18 protein-coding genes are annotated in these 18,324 nt (G+C 62.9%); 6 read left to right on the top strand and 12 right to left on the bottom strand.

What is annotated here, in order from left to right:
* Window positions 1–51: 51 nt before the first annotated feature.
* The 6 genes from ahcY to O7A70_RS20790 all read right to left on the bottom strand — a co-directional run bounded on the left by ahcY (window position 52) and on the right by O7A70_RS20790 (window position 5,525).
* Window positions 52–1,452, bottom strand: a complete 1,401-nt coding sequence (ahcY, locus tag O7A70_RS20815; protein WP_337142060.1) for an adenosylhomocysteinase — start codon at window positions 1,450–1,452, stop codon at window positions 52–54.
* 173 nt (window positions 1,453–1,625) lie between these two features.
* Window positions 1,626–1,922 (bottom strand): HPr family phosphocarrier protein, encoded by a 297-nt coding sequence (locus O7A70_RS20810; RefSeq protein ID WP_337142059.1) that lies wholly within the window; start codon window positions 1,920–1,922, stop codon window positions 1,626–1,628.
* Entirely contained in the window at window positions 1,919–2,320 is a 402-nt protein-coding gene (locus O7A70_RS20805; protein WP_010912939.1) for a PTS sugar transporter subunit IIA, read from the bottom strand. Before O7A70_RS20805 ends, O7A70_RS20810 begins: the two co-directional genes overlap by 4 nt.
* Window positions 2,321–2,484: 164 nt before the next feature.
* Complete coding sequence (locus tag O7A70_RS20800) at window positions 2,485–2,943, bottom strand: HPr kinase/phosphorylase (protein WP_337142058.1); 459 nt, start codon at window positions 2,941–2,943, stop codon at window positions 2,485–2,487.
* A 12-nt stretch (window positions 2,944–2,955) separates the two neighbouring features.
* Entirely contained in the window at window positions 2,956–4,740 is a 1,785-nt protein-coding gene (locus O7A70_RS20795) for a sensor histidine kinase (RefSeq protein ID WP_140506841.1), read from the bottom strand.
* A gap of 83 nt (window positions 4,741–4,823) precedes the next feature.
* Window positions 4,824–5,525: a response regulator transcription factor gene (locus O7A70_RS20790; protein WP_010912942.1), complete on the bottom strand. Its 702-nt coding sequence runs from the start codon at window positions 5,523–5,525 to the stop codon at window positions 4,824–4,826.
* Between the two features lie 345 nt (window positions 5,526–5,870).
* On the opposite strand from O7A70_RS20790, the gene O7A70_RS20785 reads away from it, so the two are divergent.
* Window positions 5,871–7,481 carry a phosphoenolpyruvate carboxykinase gene (locus tag O7A70_RS20785; protein WP_337142057.1) on the top strand — a complete coding sequence of 537 codons (1,611 nt, stop codon included), beginning with the start codon at window positions 5,871–5,873 and terminating at the stop codon, window positions 7,479–7,481.
* Between the two features lie 36 nt (window positions 7,482–7,517).
* On the opposite strand, the gene O7A70_RS20780 is transcribed toward O7A70_RS20785, so the two are convergent.
* The gene (locus tag O7A70_RS20780) at window positions 7,518–8,345 is read right to left on the bottom strand and encodes an oxidoreductase (RefSeq protein ID WP_337142056.1); all 828 of its coding nucleotides are present in this window, start codon (window positions 8,343–8,345) and stop codon (window positions 7,518–7,520) included.
* An 81-nt stretch (window positions 8,346–8,426) separates the two neighbouring features.
* On the opposite strand from O7A70_RS20780, the gene O7A70_RS20775 reads away from it, so the two are divergent.
* The 5 genes from O7A70_RS20775 to O7A70_RS20755 all read left to right on the top strand — a co-directional run bounded on the left by O7A70_RS20775 (window position 8,427) and on the right by O7A70_RS20755 (window position 12,565).
* A complete protein-coding gene (locus O7A70_RS20775) occupies window positions 8,427–9,362 on the top strand; it encodes an AraC family transcriptional regulator (protein WP_337142055.1) in 936 nt (311 codons plus the stop codon).
* 81 nt (window positions 9,363–9,443) lie between these two features.
* On the top strand, window positions 9,444–9,881 hold the full coding sequence (gene arfB, locus O7A70_RS20770; protein WP_140506833.1) for an alternative ribosome rescue aminoacyl-tRNA hydrolase ArfB: 438 nt from the start codon (window positions 9,444–9,446) through the stop codon (window positions 9,879–9,881).
* 90 nt (window positions 9,882–9,971) lie between these two features.
* A complete protein-coding gene (gene lysM / locus O7A70_RS20765; RefSeq protein WP_224542405.1) occupies window positions 9,972–10,442 on the top strand; it encodes a peptidoglycan-binding protein LysM in 471 nt (156 codons plus the stop codon).
* A 213-nt stretch (window positions 10,443–10,655) separates the two neighbouring features.
* Complete coding sequence (locus O7A70_RS20760; protein WP_337142054.1) at window positions 10,656–11,285, top strand: alpha-ketoglutarate-dependent dioxygenase AlkB family protein; 630 nt, start codon at window positions 10,656–10,658, stop codon at window positions 11,283–11,285.
* Window positions 11,286–11,341: 56 nt separating this feature from the next.
* A complete protein-coding gene (locus tag O7A70_RS20755) occupies window positions 11,342–12,565 on the top strand; it encodes a glycosyltransferase family 87 protein (RefSeq protein ID WP_337142052.1) in 1,224 nt (407 codons plus the stop codon).
* 18 nt (window positions 12,566–12,583) lie between these two features.
* On the opposite strand, the gene O7A70_RS20750 is transcribed toward O7A70_RS20755, so the two are convergent.
* From O7A70_RS20750 to O7A70_RS20730, 5 genes are all read right to left on the bottom strand, one after another.
* Window positions 12,584–14,146: a hypothetical protein gene (locus O7A70_RS20750; protein ID WP_337142049.1), complete on the bottom strand. Its 1,563-nt coding sequence runs from the start codon at window positions 14,144–14,146 to the stop codon at window positions 12,584–12,586.
* Window positions 14,147–14,367: 221 nt separating this feature from the next.
* Complete coding sequence (locus O7A70_RS20745; RefSeq protein ID WP_337142047.1) at window positions 14,368–15,834, bottom strand: nucleotidyltransferase family protein; 1,467 nt, start codon at window positions 15,832–15,834, stop codon at window positions 14,368–14,370.
* Window positions 15,834–16,511 carry a glycosyltransferase family 2 protein gene (locus O7A70_RS20740; protein WP_337142045.1) on the bottom strand — a complete coding sequence of 226 codons (678 nt, stop codon included), beginning with the start codon at window positions 16,509–16,511 and terminating at the stop codon, window positions 15,834–15,836. The genes O7A70_RS20745 and O7A70_RS20740 overlap by 1 nt, the downstream gene beginning before the upstream one ends.
* On the bottom strand, window positions 16,511–17,263 hold the full coding sequence (locus O7A70_RS20735; protein ID WP_337142043.1) for a glycosyltransferase family 2 protein: 753 nt from the start codon (window positions 17,261–17,263) through the stop codon (window positions 16,511–16,513). Before O7A70_RS20735 ends, O7A70_RS20740 begins: the two co-directional genes overlap by 1 nt.
* Entirely contained in the window at window positions 17,260–18,309 is a 1,050-nt protein-coding gene (locus O7A70_RS20730; RefSeq protein WP_337142042.1) for a serine kinase, read from the bottom strand. The genes O7A70_RS20735 and O7A70_RS20730 overlap by 4 nt, the downstream gene beginning before the upstream one ends.
* Window positions 18,310–18,324 lie beyond the last annotated feature (15 nt).

Here is an 18,324-nt window from a genome sequence, read left to right as displayed (position 1 = left end):
GCGAAAAGTCAATCGCCCGGCGTCAATATCTAGTGGTAAATCTGGATTTGGTTAATAGCGGTAGTGTTCCGGCTTGAACGGACCCTGCGGTGTGACGCCGATATAGGCTGCCTGCTCGCCCGATAGTTCGGTCAGGCGGGCGCCGAGCTTGTCGAGATGCAGGCGCGCGACCTTCTCGTCGAGATGCTTGGGCAGCACATAGACCTGGTTCTGGTACTGCTCACCCTTGGTGAACAGCTCGATCTGGGCCAGCACCTGGTTGGTGAAAGAGGCCGACATGACGAAGCTCGGATGGCCGGTCGCGTTGCCGAGATTGAGCAGGCGGCCTTCCGACAGGAGGATCATCCGCTTGCCGTCCGGGAAGGTGATCATGTCGACCTGCGGCTTGACATTGGTCCACTTCAGATTGCGCAGCGACGCGACCTGGATCTCGTTGTCGAAATGGCCGATGTTGCCGACGATCACCATGTCCTTCATCGAACGCATGTGGTCGAGGGTGACGACATCCTTGTTGCCGGTGGTGGTGATGACGATGTCGGCGGTCGGTGCCGCATCTTCCAGCGTGACCACTTCAAAGCCGTCCATAGCCGCCTGCAGCGCACAGATCGGATCGACCTCGGTGACCTTGACGCGGGCGCCCGCGCCCTTGAGCGAGGCCGACGAGCCCTTGCCGACGTCGCCATAACCGCAGACGACCGCTACCTTGCCGGCCATCATCGTGTCGGTGCCGCGACGGATGCCGTCGACCAGCGATTCCTTGCAGCCATATTTGTTGTCGAACTTCGACTTGGTGACCGAGTCGTTGACGTTGATGGCCGGGAAGGGCAGCAGGCCCTTCTTCTGCAACTGGTAGAGCCGGTTGACGCCGGTCGTCGTCTCTTCAGTGACGCCGCGGATCGCCGCTTTCTGTTTGGCGAAGAAGCCCGGCGAAGCCTTCAGGCGCTTCTTGACCTGGGCGTAGAAGTATTCCTCTTCCTCGCTCTGCGGATTGGACAGCACGTCCTCGCCGGCCTCGGCGCGGGCGCCGATCAGGATGTACATGGTGGCGTCGCCGCCATCGTCGAGGATCATGTTGGAGAGGCCGCCATCGGCCCACTGGAAGATCCTGTCAGTGTAGTCCCAGTACTGCTCGAGGCTCTCGCCCTTGACGGCGAAGACGGGAATGCCGGCCTCGGCGATGGCCGCGGCGGCGTGGTCCTGGGTCGAGAAGATGTTGCAGGAAGCCCAGCGGATGTCGGCGCCGAGTTCCTTCAGGGTCTCGATCAGCACCGCCGTCTGGATGGTCATGTGCAGCGAGCCGGTGATGCGCGCGCCCTTGAGCGGCTTCTTGGCGCCGAATTCCTCGCGGCAGGCCATAAGGCCCGGCATTTCGGTTTCGGCGATATCGAGTTCCTTGCGGCCCCAGCCGGCAAGCGAGATGTCGGCGACCACATAGTCCTTGCTACCCGTCATGGCAGTGCTCCGATGCGAATTGTTATGCGTGCGAATTGTTAGCGGATGCGCCCGTGCCGGAAGACATTTTCAAGGGCGCGAATTGCCGGCCTGACTAGCAGATCAGGCTTCGTCCGACAATGGGATATAAAGAAATCTTTATTCGTGCATGTCCTGAAGGGCTGACTTCGAGGTCAGTACTCCTCGCCGAAACGGGAGGCGACAAGCTGCTCCAGCGCATCCATGACTTCGAGCGCCTCCGGGCCGCTGGCGGTGACGCGGATCGAGTATCCCGGGCTGGCTGCCAGCATCATCAGGCCCATGATCGAGGTGCCGCCGACCTTGACGCCGTCCTTCTCGACATGGACCGATGCGTTGAAGCCGGTGGCAAGCTGGACGAATTTCGCCGAAGCGCGCGCATGCAGGCCGCGCTGGTTGACGATCGGAAACTCCCGGACGATCTGGTCCTTGTCAGGCGACAGCGTGCTCATTTGCTGCTCAAAAGCTGGCTGGCGACGTTGATGTATTTGCGGCCCGCGGCCTGCGCTTCGTCGAGCGCCGCCGCCATGTTATCGCCCTTGCGGATCGACGACAGCTTGATCAGCATCGGCAGGTTCATGCCGGCGATCACCTCGGTGCGGCCGGACTCCATCACCGAGATTGCAAGGTTGGATGGCGTGCCGCCGAACATGTCGGTCAACACGATCACACCTGCCCCCGTATCGACACGGGCGACCGCATCGACGATGTCGCGGCGACGCTGCTCCATATCGTCGTCGGCACCGATCGCCACGGTTTCGAAATTGTCTTGTGGCCCGACGACATGTTCGACGGCATGTCTGAACTCGGTGGCCAGTTGACCGTGCGTTACAAGCACGAGTCCGATCATTCTTTGGTGGCTCCCGTCATCGCCGCTTCACAGGCGCATTTTATGCTCGCCAGCCAATCCAGGCGGCGGGAGCGCTATCTTGTCGACGCGAGGCCCGTTGACAAGCCCAAAATTGCGCCGGCCCATGCCATTTTGACGCATTGCAGCAAAAAACCCAGGGCGGATCATAGAAAAGGCGCGATCGACAGCCGCGCCATCACGGCGGCCAAGGCGGCGGCGACATTGCGCTCGGCCAGATCGATGCGCGCCACCGCGCAGCCGGCGATCTTGTCGCTGGCGTCCTCCTGGAAGCGTGCGATTTCGACGGCCGGCAGCAGCCGCACATGCAGGTCGACGACGCAGGCCAGCTCGAATGGCAGGGGTCGTGGCCCAAGCCCTGGAACTTCGGCCAGGCCCTCGATGGTGGCGGGCGCACGGCACACCAGCCGCCCCGCATGGGCTTCGACGAAGAGCTGATCGTCGCCGACGAGCCGCGAGAACAATCCGCGCCGCAGGCAATGGTCGATCAGCGTCAGTGCCAGCGTTGTCTTGCCCGACCCGGGTGAGCCGGTGATGAGAATGCCGCGCTCGCCCATCAGCAGTGCCGTCGCATGAATGTTCTCAGGCCGCACGGCGCATTCCATAACGATCGGCGATCATCCCTCGGCCGGCAGCGTCACGACGAAGCGCGCGCCCTTGATCTCGCCGGGCTTGGTGCCGGGAATGTTTTCGGCGGTCAGCGTGCCGCCATGGGCCTCGACGATCTGCCTGGAGATCGACAGGCCAAGGCCCGAGTTCTGGCCGAACGCCTCGCCGGCGGGCCGGTCGGTATAGAAGCGTTCGAAGATGCGGTCGATGTTGTCGGCGCGGATGCCGGGACCATTGTCGTCGACGGTCAGGATGTTGAACTTGCCGGCGCGCGCCAGCGACAGGCTGATGTGGCCATGGTCCTCCGGCACGAAGGAGCGGGCGTTCTCGATCAGGTTGGTGATGACCTGGCCGATGCGCAGATCATGGCCGACGACGACATAGCCCTTGGCGCCCTGCGGCAGCTTGGCGACCTTGAGCTCGATCTCGACCGCCTTCTTGTTGCGCGTCGTTTCACGCGAAACAGCGACGAGGTCGGTGACGAATTTCTTCAAGTCGACGGTTCCCGCGTCCTCGCGCGCCAGTTCGGCGTCGAGGCGGGAGGCATCGGAAATGTCGGTGATGAGGCGGTCCAGCCGTTTGACGTCATGCTGGATGATCTCCATCAGACGCGCGCGTGAGGTGTCGTTTTTCGCCAGGGGCAATGTCTCGACGGCGCTGCGCAACGACGTCAGCGGGTTCTTCAGCTCATGCGAAACATCGGCGGCGAAACTCTCGATCGCCTCGATGCGCGCATAGAGCGCGTTGGTCATGTCGCGTACGGCGATCGACAGATTGCCGATCTCGTCCTGGCGGTCGGAAAAGTCGGGGATTTCCTCGCGGCTCTTGACACCGCGCCTGACCCGCACGGCAGCGGCGGACAGCCGGCGCAGCGGGTTGGCGATGGTGGAGGCCAGGAGCATCGACAAGATGGCCGTGACCAGCGCCGCGATGCCGAAGACGCGCAGGATCGCCTTGCGTTCCGCCGCGACGATCTTGTCGATATCGCCGCCTTCGGTCGACAGCATCAGCACACCGAGAACCGCGCGAAAACGCTGGATCGGCACCGCCACCGAGACGATCTGCTCGCCCTGTTCCGAGACGCGCACGATGGTCGACGGACTGCCGGTCAGCGCCTTCACCACTTCCGGGAAGGCAGCGCCATTGCCGCCCGGCTGCTCGTGATAGACCGGCAGGTCGGTGTTGCGGAAGAAGTCGAAGATGAACTTCTGGATGCGCTCGACAAGGTCCGGCTCTTCCTCGTCCACCGGCGGCAGGTCGTAGCGCAGGATCTGGCCGCGGGAATAGAGATGGCGCGAATCGAGCAGCAGGTTGGCGTCGCGGTCATAGATGCGGGCGCGGGTGCGGGTCGGCGAGATCAGTCGGCGCAGCACCGGCGCCACGCGCTCGGGATTGATCGGAAAATCGAGGTTGTCGAGCTGGTCCGAGCCAGGCCCCAGGCTTTCGCCGGCCTGCAGTTCGAGCAGCTTTTCCGGGTCGATGCTGATCGAGTCCGTCTCGACCGTCGCCGACGCCGCGATCGCCCCGGCGATGATCTCGCCTTGCGTCATCAGGCTTTCGACGCGCGCGTCGATCAGCCCGTCGCGGAAGGTGTTGAGATAGAGGATGCCGGTGACGAGCACCGCCAGGCCGGCAAGGTTGAGGAAGAGGATGCGCCGCGTCAGGCTGGAAAAGATGTGGTGGCCGAGGAACCGGCGCATCGGCACCGTGATTTTCGACACGAAGGAAGGCATGATGCGCGACGGCCGCCTGGCGGCGCCCGTCGGCCTGCTTCGCTGTGCTTCCACTGCCATCGAATAGCAGCTCCCGCTAGTCCCAGGTTTGAAGTATGTCGCAGCCCCAAGATGGGGGCCGCTTTTGCTCGACATACATCAAATTACGCTTCGCGGAACCGATATCCGACTCCGTAAAGGGTTTCGATCATCTCGAAGTCGTCGTCGACAGCCTTGAACTTCTTGCGCAGCCGCTTGATGTGGCTGTCGATCGTGCGGTCATCGACATAGACCTGCTCATCATAGGCCGAATCCATCAGCGCATCACGGCTTTTTACCACACCGGGACGTTGCGCCAGCGAGTGCAGGATCAGGAACTCGGTGACGGTGAGCGTCACCGGTTCGCCCTTCCAGGTGCAGGTATGGCGTTCCTGGTCCATGACGAGCTGGCCGCGCTCGAGCGAGCGGGCCTGCTGGCTCGGCGCTTTTGCCGCGGCCTCGCGGGCGCTGGCCCGCCGCAATACGGCGCGCACCCGCTCGACAAGCAGGCGCTGCGAGAACGGTTTGCGGATGAAGTCGTCGGCGCCCATCTTGAGACCGAACAATTCATCGATCTCGTCGTCCTTGGAGGTCAGGAAGATCACCGGCAGGTCGGATTTCTGGCGCATCCGGCGCAGAAGCTCCATGCCGTCCATGCGCGGCATCTTGATGTCGAGGATGGCGAGATTCGGCGGCCGGGCCGCCAGGCCTTCCAGCGCGGACGCACCATCCGTATAGGTCTCGACACGATATCCCTCGGATTCGAGGGCGATCGACACCGACGTCAGAATGTTGCGGTCGTCATCGACAAGCGCGATTGTTGCCATTTCAAGCGGCTCCCTCATGAGCTGTCCCTTCTGTCGTAAGAGAAGGGGCTTTTGCAGGACAAATTAGGTACAAAATGTGGCATAGGCCTTGTCCGCTGTCACGAGCGGCGTGCCGGCGGCCACAATTCTACCTCGACACGGATTGGACGAACGAGCACCGCCAATCCTTTGGGCAACCACCGAACTTTTTGCATATATAAACGATTTAAACAACTTTCAAAATATTTAAATCGATTAAATATTTGATATCATTTGCCTTTTCTGGTTCTGACCATCTAGCCTGCTTAGTAGGTGTGCCGGAAATATGCCGGCAAAGATGCGGCAAATCTTGAGAAGGGTCACCAAATGTCGGAATTCGGCAAACGCAATCCTGCCTGCGCGATCGATCGTATCGGTCTGAAGACTTCCGGCATGGTGCGCTACAATTTCGGCGCGGCCGCCCTTTACGAGGAGTCGATCCGGCGCGGTGAAGCCCGGCTGACCGCGCATGGCGCGCTTGTCGCCGAGACCGGCCAGCACACCGGTCGTTCTCCCAAGGACAAGTTCGTCGTTCGCGACGGCGCCACCGAACCGCAAGTCTGGTGGGACAACAACAAGGCGATCTCGCCGGCCCAATTCGACGTTTTGCTCGCCGATTTCCAGGCCCACGCCGCGGACAAGGACCTTTACGTGCAGGATCTGGTTGGCGGCGCCGACGCCGAGCTCAAGCTGCCCACCAGGGTGATCACCGAATTTGCCTGGCACTCGCTGTTCATCCGCAACCTGCTCATCCGTCCCGACGCAGCCGAACTCGAACAGTTCGTGCCCGGGATGACCATCATCGACCTGCCGTCCTTCCGCGCCGATCCCGCCCGTCACGGCAGCCGCACCGAAACGGTGATCGCCGTCGACCTGACGCGCAAGATCGTGCTCATCGGCGGCACCTCCTACGCCGGCGAGATGAAGAAGTCGGTATTCACCATGCTCAACTACCTCCTGCCGGAGAAGGGCGTGATGCCGATGCACTGCTCGGCCAATGAGGGACCGGCCGGCGACGCCGCCATCTTCTTCGGCCTGTCGGGCACCGGCAAGACCACGCTGTCGGCCGATCCGTCGCGCACTTTGATCGGCGACGACGAACATGGCTGGGGTCCGCATGGTATCTTCAATTTCGAAGGCGGCTGCTACGCCAAGACCATCAAGCTGTCGGCGGAAGCCGAGCCGGAGATCTTCGCCACCACGCAGCGCTTCGGCACGGTGCTGGAAAACGTCGTGCTCGATGCCGACGCCGTGCCGGACTTCAATGACGGCCGGCTCACCGAAAACACACGCTGCGCCTATCCGCTCGACTTCATCCCCAATGCCTCGAAGACCGGACGCGCCAACCACCCGAAGAACATCATCATGCTGACCGCCGACGCTTTCGGCGTGATGCCGCCGATCGCGCGGCTGACGCCGGCGCAGGCGATGTATCATTTCCTCTCCGGCTACACGGCCAAGGTGGCCGGCACCGAAAAGGGCGTGACCGAGCCCGAAGCGACCTTCTCGACCTGTTTCGGCGCGCCGTTCATGCCGCGCCATCCCTCGGAATACGGCAACCTTCTGCGCGTGCTGATCGCGCGCCATGGCGCCGATTGCTGGCTGGTCAACACCGGCTGGACCGGCGGCGCCCACGGCACCGGCAAGCGCATGCCGATCAAGGCGACGCGCGCCTTGCTCGCCGCCGCCCTCGACGGCTCGCTGAAGGCAGGCGCGTTCCGCACAGATGCCAACTTCGGCTTCGAGGTGCCGGTGGCGGTGCCTGGCGTCGACAGCGCCATTCTCGATCCGCGCTCCACCTGGATCGACAAGGCTGCCTACGACCGGCAGGCGGCAAGGCTGGTCGGCATGTTCGCCGTCAACTTCGAGAAATTTGAACCGCATGTCGATGCAACCGTCATGGGCGCGGCGCCCCGCATGCAGGAAGCCGCCGAATAGGCGCCGGGCAGAACATCGATGTCGGACCGCATGCCGTCAGCCGTCGGTCGAGACGGTGACGGATTTCCACACCTCCATTTCCTGCTGGAGGCGTTCGATTCTGTCCGACACGAGCTTGAGGGCATCGCTGCCAAGCAGAAGCTGCGGCGGCGGGTCACTGGATTCGACCAGGCCTAGAACGGCGGCTGCCAGTTTGTCGGGGTCACCGAGTTGCTTGCCGCTCTTTACCTGTCGCGCCTCACGTATCGGATCAAAAAGTGCGTCATAGTCGGTGATTGATCTCTCTGTGCGGACCATTGACCGTCCAGCCCAATCCGTCCGGAAGGATCCGGGGCAGACCGCGGTCACGCGGACGCCGAACGGGGCCATTTCCGAACGCATCACTTCCGATATGCCTTGGAGCGCAAACTTGCTGCCGCAATAGTAAGCGATGCCCGGCATGGTAATCATGCCGCCCATCGACGTGACATTGACGATGAATCCACGACGTCGCTCGCGAAACCGGGGGAGGAAGGCCTTGGCGACGGCGACAGCGCCGAAGACATTCACGTCGAACTGACGCCGCATCTCTTCGATCGGCGACTCTTCAAGCACTCCCTCGTGGCCGTAGCCGGCATTGTTGATCAGCACGTCAATCGGTCCATGTTCGTTCTCCGCCTGCCTGACGACGTCGGGTATGATGTCGAATTCCGTTACGTCGCACAGTACCGGTCGAGCTGCGGGGAGAACGTCGGCGAGCGCTGCGCGTGATGTCTCCGAGCGAACGGCGCCAATCACCTTATGGCCGATCTGGATAGCGGCAGAAGCTATGGCCAAGCCGAAGCCGGAATTCGCGCCGGTGATAAAGAAGGTTTTCTGTGACATGACCCGCAAGCTTTCCTTGATTGGTGATGGATTGACAAATATTATGAGGAAACCAGCGTTTCGATCGCGGATTCTCTGAATTTGTTGCCAAATCCTATTCCCGCCAAACATGAACGATCCAGGCGAGACGAGCTGGTCGAGTTGGCCGGAGCTCTGGCCCCTCGTCACGGCTACAATCCGACCGCGTTCAACCGCGTCCGCATACTCCGGACGGAAGCCGTGCTTCACGACGTCCCGGTCCTCTATAAGCCAGGCGCGGTGTTCGTATTACAGGGGAGCAAGCAGGGCATTCTCGAAAGGGAAATCTACCTCTACGACGAGGAACATTATCTGGCGGTTTCGGTACCCGTTCCATTCCGCATGAAATCGACGGCCAGTCCGGAGCGGCCATTGCTTGCGGTCTATGTTGAGTTCGATATGCAGATGGCAGCCGAGCTCGCCATGCAAGCGCAGATGCATGCTCAACCGGCGAGCGGCAGACCGCGAGGTCTCGTGTCAAGCAGGATGGGCCCCGAAATGGAGGATGTCCTGCTGCGCCTCCTTGTGGCGCTTCGCAGTCCCGTTGAAGCTCTCGTCCTTGGTGACGGCATTCTGCGCGAACTGCATTACCGGGTGCTGGTCGGCCCGCAGGGCGGTGCCATGATCGCGGCACTGCAGCAGAAAGGCACGTCCGGAAGGATCATCCAGAGCCTGGCCTGGTTGCGACAGAACTACAGTTCTGAAATTTCGATCGGCGATTTGGCAAAGGACGTGGGCATGAGCGTTCCTTCCTACCATGTCCATTTCAAGAGCCTGACCGGCAACAGTCCAATGCAGTACGTGAAAGCGGTACGGCTCCACGAAGCACGATTGATGATTGCACGCCAGAACAAGACGATCGCAGAGGTCGCGGCTTCGGTGGGCTACGCGAGCCCGTCTCAATTCAGCCGCGACTTCAAACGGCATTTCGGGCGCACGGCATCGGAAGAGACGAAATGGGTTCGTCGCCATCTTGGCGAACTCGCCTGGGCATCGTGATCAGGATCGTCATATTTGAGTTAGTGGCTGGGCTTTCGATCGGGCCTTTTCTTTTTCGGTCCGCCGCGCCATGACTGCGGCATGCCGATCGACGACGACATCATCATATCGGGCGAAGCCGTGATCCACCCGGGCGACCTGCACGAGGATTTCATCCGCTCGTCCGGTCCCGGCGGCCAGAACGTCAACAAGGTGGCGACGGCGGTGCAGCTTCGCTTCGACGCGCAGAACGCGGAGGGCCTGTCGGAGCGCGTGCGCGAGCGGACCATAAAACTTGCCGGCCAGCGCGCCACCAAGGACGGTGTCATCGTCATCGAAGCCGGGCGCTTCCGAACCCAGGAACAGAACCGCGCCGATGCGCGGGCGAGGCTCACGGCACTGGTCGCCAAGGCCGCCGAACCACCGCCGCCGCCGCGCAAGAAGACACGGCCGTCGAAAGGCGCGGTCGAGCGACGGCTGAAGAGCAAGGCGGGACGCGGCACGATCAAGAAGCTGCGCGGCCGGGTGGAGAACGATTAAGCACCACACCAGGCGCGTGTACAAAGCGGCTTCCCATTTCGCACCGCAGATGCGAGGTTTCCCCATTGCCACAGCAAGGGAGACCTAGAGATGGGTATGTTCGATTTCGTCAAGAGCGTCGGCAAGAAGCTCGGCATCGGCGGCGACGAGGAAGCCGCGCCTACCGCCGACACGCTCAAGAAAGAGCTCGATTCACACAAGCTCGGTACCGATGGCGTGCAGGTCGTCGTTCAGGGCGATACGGCGGTGCTGAAGGGGGTGGTCAAGGACCAGTCGATCTTCGAAAAGGCGGTCATTGCCGTCGGCAACACACTGGGCGTCTCCAAGGTGCAGGCTGACGAGTTGCAGGTCGCGCCGGCTTCCGGCACGGCGGCCCCTGCCAAGGAGCCGACCTTCTACACCGTCCAGAAGGGCGACAATCTCTGGAAGATCGCCGAAAAGAGCTATGGCAAGGGCCAGGGTGCCAAGAACACGGTCATCTTCGAGGCCAACAAGCCGATGCTGACCCATCCCGACAAGATCTATCCGGGCCAGGTCCTGCGTATTCCCGAGCTTGGCTGAGCCACAGGGCAGAAATCAGTGCGCCGTGCGTCCGAAAGGCCGCGCGGCGTTGCATTACCCGCAGCGCTTCGTCTTTATTCGTCAACCGCCATTGGCGAATGGAAAGACGAATTCGGCGCGCGGCATCTGGCAAAAACCACGACGGCTTTCGGGTCGCCGTTTTCGTCCGCTGGTGGCATGCTGGGCTCCGAACCATTCACATGAGCCAAATCCATGCTCGTTCTGCCCAAGGGCGTACGCCACATGCCGGCCCATCTGTCCCGCGCCGTCCAGGAGGCGCTGGTCGAGGAGGTGAGGAGCATCGTCCAGCAAGCGCCGCTGTTCGTGCCGGCCATGCCGCGGACCGGCAAGGAGATGAGCGTGCGCATGACCAATTGCGGTCCGCTCGGCTGGGTCACCGACAAGGAACGCGGCTATCGCTACCAGCCGACGCATCCGCTGACCGGAGAGCCTTGGCCGCCTATTCCCGACAGCCTGCTCGACCTGTGGCGGCAGGTGTCGGGTTATCCGAATCCGCCGGAGGCCTGCCTGGTCAATTTCTACACGCCTGATGCGAAGATGGGCCTGCATCAGGATCGCGACGAGGCCGATTTCTCGGCACCAGTCGTCTCTGTCTCGCTGGGCGACGATTGCCTGTTCAGGGTCGGCCAGACAACGCGCGATGGTGCCACCAAATCGTTCAGGCTGAAAAGCGGCGATGTCGTCGTGCTTGGCGGCGAGGGTCGCCTTGTCTTCCATGGCGTCGACCGCATCTACCCTTCGACCTCGGCGCTGCTCAAAAACGGCGGCAGGATCAATCTGACGCTGCGGCGGGTGACCAAGCCCGATGAGGCCTCCAAATAAGCCGATCTTAACGCGCGTCCCCTATCAAGACTGCCAGGGTCTTGGAAAACAGCGCAATGGCACCAGTCAACCAGACTGCCCCCTTCCGATCCGATATCCGTTTCGCGGCACTTGTGCTGTGCACCGGAATCCTGATCGGGCTGCGTTATCACCTGGGATTGTGGACATCCGACGAGCGCGGCTTGTCCGTGGTCAGCCACGGAATGCCCTATTGGGACTTCACAAACCTGTGGGCGGGCGGACGCATGGCGCTCGACGGGCATGTCGCGTTCCTGTTCGATATGGACAGCTATCGCGCAACCCTGCGGCGGATGTTTTCGCCAGACCTTCCCAACCAGGAGTGGAGCTACCCGCCCAGCATCCTGATTTTCGGCGCGCCGCTTGCGCTGCTGCCGATATTTCCCGCCTATCTCGTCTGGACCTTGGGCACGGTCTTTTGTCTCTGGCTGGCCCTCCGGCCGCTGCAACTGGGCAAGGCTGCCGAAGCAGCCGTCCTCTTTTGTCCGGCCGTGCTGATCAACGCGGCCTTCGGCCAGAACGGCGCCCTGACGACGGCCTTGCTCATCGGCGGATTGGCGGTGGTGCCGAAGCGGCCGGTCCTGGCAGGGCTGCTCTTCGGCCTGCTGACGGTAAAACCGCATCTCGGCATACTGCTGCCGTTCTGCTTGCTGGCGAACGGCAACTGGCGCGCCATTGTTGCCGCCGCGCTGTCGTCGTCGGCCCTCTTCGTCCTGACCGGCCTGCTGCTGGGCTCCGAGGTCTGGACGCTGTTCTGGACCGAGACCCGTCCCCTGATGACGGCGATTCTCGAGGCTCCCTACCCGCAGCCCTATCAGTCGAATGCGGCGACCATGTTCTTCCTGGCTCGTGCGTCCGGTCTGGGACTGACCGCGGCCTATGCGCTGCAAGCCATTGCGACGGTCGCGGCGATCGCAACGGCGATCTGGATCTGGTTGCCATGGCGGCGGGTCGAGTATCGCGAACGGGTCGTGCTCACCGCCGTGCTGGCAACGCTGGCGACGCCTTACGGCTACAGCTACGACACGATCGGCCTAGCCGTTGCCGTCGCCTATCTGTTCTCGACGCGCAACGCCATGCCAAGGATTTTTCTGGCGCTGATCTGGCTATACCCGACTATCGCGCATCTGGTGAACAATGCCGGGCTCGGCATCGGCGTGCTGGTACCGCTGTTCTTGTCGGCATGGATGCTTGCCGACATAATGGCCCGCGAGCGCGGGCCCACGGTTGGCGGCACGCCAGGCATCGACATGCCGACGTAGGACGCTTGGTTGCGATAACTATTGGCGAGCTTTGACGTCGGCGCGGATGAGCAGGGTCACCGACCCGTTCTGAAGCAGTGGGCGGTAATCCGCCAAGCTCTTGGCGACTGCGATGTCGTCCCTCAAAGGTATTGGCGCACGCGGCTCCGCCGTCCCGTCGTCGACCACAATGTCGGGCCGTTTCGCGGCAAGTTCGGCGGCGATCGCCGCGGTATATTGCTGGCGCAAGGTCTCCAGATCCAGCCGTTGGGCAGGGTCCTGCACCAACCGGATGAGGATCTCGGCATCACTGACCATCCAGGCGGAGGGGTTGCGTGCCACGACACGGGCGCCAGTCATCCGGGCGAGCGGATTGCCGGCCTGCAGCCGCGAGCCGATCGACATGAAGGTTGGATGGTCGATTACGCGGCTGACGGCGACCGCCGCGGCGTCGAGACCGCCGCGTGGCTGAGTGAATGCCAGACCTTGTTGCGCCACGACCAATTTCACGATCGAAAACAGCCCAAGCGCGGCCCCAAACATGGCCGGCAGGGGCAGGCTTCGCAATGGTTTCAACCTGATAGACTGCAGCATCAATGCCAGGACCCCGACTGTCAGGAACGGCAGCGCCTGATACGTCCACCCCTTGCCCATGATAACGAAGGCAGGGACATAGGCCGCCCCCGCCAAAAGCAGTATTTGCGCATCGCGATGAGGCCGACCGGGATAAGCCATCACCAGTGTGGCCCCTGCCATGGCCGCGAACATAGGGATAGGCCATAGCATCAACATGTCCATGACCGGCATCCGCATCGGCAAATAGACCTGACGCAACAAGGGCAGCACCTCGGCGAAGAAAGGCTGCATGAAAACAGCAAGTGCGATCAGATAGCCAACGGTCAGAATACCACCGACCACGCTCTCGGTCGTAAAAAGAGGACGCAGCGAGCGCCGCTGTAGCGCAATCACAAGGGCCGGCAGCGCCAGAGCCAGCACGCTGTAGGGTGGTTTGATCATCACGAAGATACCGGCGCCGACACCGGCAACGATCCGTTCGGCGATGCCGCCGGCACGAAAATCCGCCGTTCGATCACGTGCCGAAAGCAACGCCAGCCACGGCAGCAAGGCGATCACGGCAATTTGCTCGCGCTGGCCGAAATCCGGCGGAAACAGGAACAGCACGACAAACACCGCCGCCGGAATGATCCAGACGCACCGCTTCAGAACCTCGTCGGTCCGTGCAAGAATGCGAGCCGAAAAGCAGACGGAAGCAGCCGCGAGTGCCGCCACGCCCACACTCACCCAAAATTCCGCCGACAGCCCGGTCAGGCGTTCCATGGCGAGGAAAGGCAGATAGAGCCAGGTTGAAAAAGGTGGATTGCCCTCGGCGATATCGACGTAAAGGCGTTCGCCGTTGAGGACACGGTCGCCAACCGTCAGCAGCCAGGACACGTCGACATTGCTCGGCACCACGAAGAGCGAGACGACGACCGCATAGATGGCGATCAACAGCGTTGCGACAACCGGCCCGACAAGTCGAAATACAGCCTTGCTGGATTTCAAGCTTGCCAGCTTGCCCTGAGCAACGAGCGGCGCATTCATGCAAATGGCTTTCATCACCAGAACAACCAGTATCGGTAAGTTTCTAGCAGCCAGCAGTTAAGGGCGTTCTAACCTGGCGGTTTAACGCCACTTGACCGCTACAGATTGCACGGCGCGTCGCTATCGGCCTGGATGCTTGCCGGGATCAGGGCCGCGAACGCGGGAACCGGCTGCAGGCGCGCCAGACATCATAGTCATAGCGAACAGATGCCGCTTTCGTCTCAGCGCAGCGGCGAAAAGGCCGCCGAGACCAGATGGAAAGGCAATGCGCCATAGGCGGCGACCGTCGCCTGATCATCCCACTGGCGGAATTGCCGCGATGGCCGCGCCTCCAGCGTCAAGGCCTGCTGCCGGCCGTCGACTATAACCTTGCCGCGAAAGCGCAGCACCCTTTCCCCACCGGACCGGCTGATGGCCATGGCACGCAGCCGGGCGACGTGGTCGTCATCCCGGTTGATCTCCATTTCGATGCGGCGCCGGACCGGCGGAACGCTGATCCTGACCGTAATGTCCAGCATCATCTCTCCCACCGCCGGCGGGCAAGGTATGGTCTGCGAGAAGACCAGGGGCGACGGTCCCTCTGGCTCGCCGCGCCATGCTTTGCCGCGCCATGCCCTGGCGGGCGGCTCCTGCCGCAGCCGGCCGCTCTTGCGTCTCAGCCGCAACTGCTTGGCAAAACCACGCGACAGCCAGGCCAGCCTGCCGAAATCGGTTCGCGGCTTGGCCTGCAGCACCGCCGACCAGCGCGAAAGGCCGCTGCGGTCGGCCATGTCAAGCGCGCGCGCCAGCACCCTGTCCGGCACCGCCACGCCAATATCGAGCGCGAGGTAGGAGAGCGCCACCGCCGCGGCCACGGCAAGGCCACGCCTGGCGACAACGTCGAGGAACACGTCCCAGTCGACATCGCCGGCGCGAATGGCCACCGCGCAATCGACCAGCCAGTCGCTGTGCGTGTGGGCGTCGAGCCCGCCATGCGCGATGGCGAGCGCGATGCGGTCCGCAGGCGACGGCACCAGCACGCCGACGCCGCTGAATTCGGCCGCCGCCGCTCGCCGCCAGATCGCCTGGTCGTCCTCGTCACTTTGCTGCGAACCGTCATAGGCAAGCTGGTGCAGGTCGATGTCGCCGTAATTGCCCTTGAAGAAGTTCATCGAGCGCAGCGACGCCAGTCTTGTCCTCAGATATTGCGGGCTCACCCCGGTGGCGATCTGCCAGTCGCGGTCGCGCAGCACGTCGAACGCCGCCGGCATGTCCTGCGGTCGCACCAATATGTCGATGTCGTGCGCCACCCGGCCACGTTGCGCCGATGCGTTCAAGGCAATGCGGCTGGCACCCTTGATCAGCATCACCAGGCATCCGGCGTCCGTCATCGCCTGCAGCGCCGGTTCGGCCTCGCGCATCGCCATGCGCGACTTGGTCCACAGCATCTTTTGCAGGCCGACAAGACGTGGATAGGCGGAATGGCCGGCCAATTTCCGGCCGAACCGGTCGCAGATGGCGGCCAGCAGCCGATGTTCCCTGAAGGAGACGAGATCGATATCGTTGGCGCTTAGCCACTGCATCGCGCAAGCGGCGGCTGCGTCCTCATCGGCAAGAAGCGCGGCCTTGAGCAACTGGTCGAGCCCGCCCGTCGGCCAGGACCAGCCATAGTCCGGGAAGCGTCGGCTGATGCGGCGGATGCGCGCCATCAGCCCGCGCCGGCCTTGTTCCGGGCCCGTCGCAGCATGGCCAGCCGCGCCACTTCGAGGTAGCCGCGGTCGCGCGTCGCATCGCGCCCGTATGACAGGCTGCCGGGCCTGATGCGACGCAGCGCCAGCACCTCTTCCATCATGTCGAGGGCACGGCCCGCCTCGCGTGCCCTAGCGATCCAGTCGATCATTTCGCCGCGGCCGCCCGGCGGATCGACGACTGGTCCGACGCTCTCGGCGACCTCGCGCCGGATCAGCATCGTGGTCCGCGACCAGCCGGGTACGGTGGCGTCCTCGGGCGCGTCCGGCCGGTCGTTGCGGAAGGTCCGCAAATGGCAGAAGACGCCCGATGTACCGGGCGATCCTCGCAGATATGCAAGCTGGCGCTCGATTTTGGTCGGCAGCCAAAGGTCGTCGGCGTCGAGCGTCGCGATGAACGGCGCCGACAGCGCGGCGATGCCTCTGGTCGTGGCGCTGCCCGGTCCGGCATTTGCCTGGCGCAGCAATTGCAGCGGCAGGTCCGTTCCGCCGATCGCCGCGGCGAGATCATCCGTTGATCCGTCATCGACGATCACCACCAGTTCCGGCCGTACCGTCTGGGCCGCGACCGATCGCAGCGTCTCGGCGATGGTGCCGCTGGCGTTGAAGGCGGGTATGACGACGCCGTATCCGTCCATCACAGGGATCGCCAATCCGAAAGTTTGTCGAGCTCGAAGATACCTTCGATCGGCCGCAGCGTCGGGTCGGCCTTGCGCCGCTTCATCGATTTATAGATAGCGCGCAGGAATTCCCGCGACTGGACGTCCTCTTGCCTCGTCATGTTGCCCGCATGCCGTCTGTAATAAAGCGCGACCGTGTCGGGAAGCACGTATCTGGGGCCGATCTCAAAACCGCGCAGCAGGTAGTCGGTATCTTCGGCCTGGACGAAATCCTCGTCGAAATCGCCTATGCGCGCGACGAGCCGGCGCGCGAAGATCGCCGCCGACAGATGAATGCCACGAACCGTGATGCTGTTGCTATCCGCCGTGGGCTCCAGGGTCCCGTCGTCGATCTTGTCGACCAGCATCATCCTTGAATAGGTCAGATCGAGATCGGAATTCTTCCGGAAAAGCTCGACATCGGCCTTGAAGCGTCCGGCTGGCGAGATGTCGTCCGAATCGAGGAACGACACCAGTTCCGCCTCGGGTTTGAGCTGCCTGAGCCCGCTGTTGCGCGCCCGCGTCACGCCCATGTTCTGCTGCTGGAACAGCCGGATGCAGGAATGATCATCGATCATCGCGCGCACGGCCTCGACCGAGCGATCGGTCGAACCATCATCGATGACGATGATGTCGAGGTCGGCGGCGTCGCCTTGCCTGAGCAGCGAGCGCAGCGCGGCGCCGACATAGGCCTCGCGATTGTACACCGGCATGATCACGCTGAGCTTCACCAGGCGCCTCGTGTCAGGAAAACCTCGATCGTGCCGGCGATCTCTGCCGGGTCGGTGCCGAGGGACAAACGAAAGCAGGGCAGGTGGCGCGTCAATTCGCTGAAGAAGCGAAAGCCGCTTTCGCGCTCGCCCGGCATCTGGGCGATGCCGGACGGCGCCAAGGCAATCATGGCATCCCTGCGCGACACCGGCATGATCGAACTTGCTCCGCCACCGCTGATATGTGGCACCATCAACGCAACGATGTCCAGCATCGCGGGCACCGGCCCAGGCGCGATGTCATCGACGTGAAACATGTGCTTGCCCTGCCAGTTCAGCGGGCCTTGCGCCGTTAGCCGCTGTTGCAGGCCCAGCCGCGCGAAACCTAGCGCGTCCTGCTTCAGCGTCGAGAAAAGGGGCCACGCGGTCACGCCTCCGGCGAGATTGATCAGCACGTAGTCGTCGCCGACACTGTCGAGTCCGTTGAGCAGGCCGGCGGCGACGGTGCCGGATTTCCCGACCCCGCCAGAGCCGGCGAGCAGGATGCCCTTGCCCTCGATGCCGAGCGTGCCGGCATGGGTCAGCCGCATGCCGCGCGCGGCATATTCCCAATGCAGGAAGGCGCGCAATGGTGCTCCCGGCTCCCAGGGCGGAAAGGCATCGGCCGAGGCCATCAGCTGCACGCCAATGCAATGTTGCGGATCGTAGATCTGCCAGAAATCCAGGTCGTGGAAATAGTGGCCGCGCAGCCCGGCTTCGGCGAGCCGTTTGGCAAAACCGTGCTCGGTGAAATGCGCATCGCCCCATCGCGCCGGCTCCGGGATGCCGTCGATGCCGGGATGAGCGATGAAGATGCGGCACACGGACGGTTCGGGCTGATCATGACCGGCCTCGACAAATGCATGGTTTAGTGCATCGGCAAGCACGCCGTGGCCGAGATGCGCGGTCAGTTCCAGCCGGGGCAGGCGAACCTTTCGTGTGGTCGGATAGCGCGGGGCCGCGCCTTCAGCGGCGGCGATGAGATACCGGGCGTACTCGGGCAAGGTTTCGAGCGTGACGCGCGGCATCAAGCGCCTTTCCAT

The sequence above is a fragment of the Mesorhizobium sp. Cs1299R1N1 genome (assembly GCF_037179655.1).
GTDB lineage: Bacteria > Pseudomonadota > Alphaproteobacteria > Rhizobiales > Rhizobiaceae > Mesorhizobium > Mesorhizobium salmacidum.
The sequence above is the reverse complement of the archived record's forward strand: the minus strand, read 5'-3'. Positions and strand labels throughout refer to the sequence as shown.

Bases quoted from the DNA above. Each gene is read 5' to 3' on its own strand.
- O7A70_RS20760 (WP_337142054.1), top strand. From the start codon at position 10,656: ATGCTCGTTCTGCCCAAGGGCGTACGCCACATGCCGGCCCATCTGTCC.
- O7A70_RS20780 (WP_337142056.1), bottom strand. From the start codon at position 8,345: ATGTCACAGAAAACCTTCTTTATCACCGGCGCGAATTCCGGCTTCGGC.
- O7A70_RS20755 (WP_337142052.1), top strand. From the start codon at position 11,342: ATGGCACCAGTCAACCAGACTGCCCCCTTCCGATCCGATATCCGTTTC.
- O7A70_RS20785 (WP_337142057.1), top strand. From the start codon at position 5,871: ATGTCGGAATTCGGCAAACGCAATCCTGCCTGCGCGATCGATCGTATC.
- O7A70_RS20795 (WP_140506841.1), bottom strand. From the start codon at position 4,740: ATGGCAGTGGAAGCACAGCGAAGCAGGCCGACGGGCGCCGCCAGGCGG.
- O7A70_RS20790 (WP_010912942.1), bottom strand. From the start codon at position 5,525: ATGGCAACAATCGCGCTTGTCGATGACGACCGCAACATTCTGACGTCG.
- ahcY (WP_337142060.1), bottom strand. From the start codon at position 1,452: ATGACGGGTAGCAAGGACTATGTGGTCGCCGACATCTCGCTTGCCGGC.
- lysM (WP_224542405.1), top strand. From the start codon at position 9,972: ATGGGTATGTTCGATTTCGTCAAGAGCGTCGGCAAGAAGCTCGGCATC.
- O7A70_RS20740 (WP_337142045.1), bottom strand. From the start codon at position 16,511: ATGGACGGATACGGCGTCGTCATACCCGCCTTCAACGCCAGCGGCACC.
- O7A70_RS20745 (WP_337142047.1), bottom strand. From the start codon at position 15,834: ATGGCGCGCATCCGCCGCATCAGCCGACGCTTCCCGGACTATGGCTGG.
- O7A70_RS20800 (WP_337142058.1), bottom strand. From the start codon at position 2,943: ATGGAATGCGCCGTGCGGCCTGAGAACATTCATGCGACGGCACTGCTG.
- O7A70_RS20805 (WP_010912939.1), bottom strand. From the start codon at position 2,320: ATGATCGGACTCGTGCTTGTAACGCACGGTCAACTGGCCACCGAGTTC.
- O7A70_RS20810 (WP_337142059.1), bottom strand. From the start codon at position 1,922: ATGAGCACGCTGTCGCCTGACAAGGACCAGATCGTCCGGGAGTTTCCG.
- O7A70_RS20730 (WP_337142042.1), bottom strand. From the start codon at position 18,309: ATGCCGCGCGTCACGCTCGAAACCTTGCCCGAGTACGCCCGGTATCTC.
- O7A70_RS20750 (WP_337142049.1), bottom strand. From the start codon at position 14,146: ATGAATGCGCCGCTCGTTGCTCAGGGCAAGCTGGCAAGCTTGAAATCC.
- arfB (WP_140506833.1), top strand. From the start codon at position 9,444: ATGCCGATCGACGACGACATCATCATATCGGGCGAAGCCGTGATCCAC.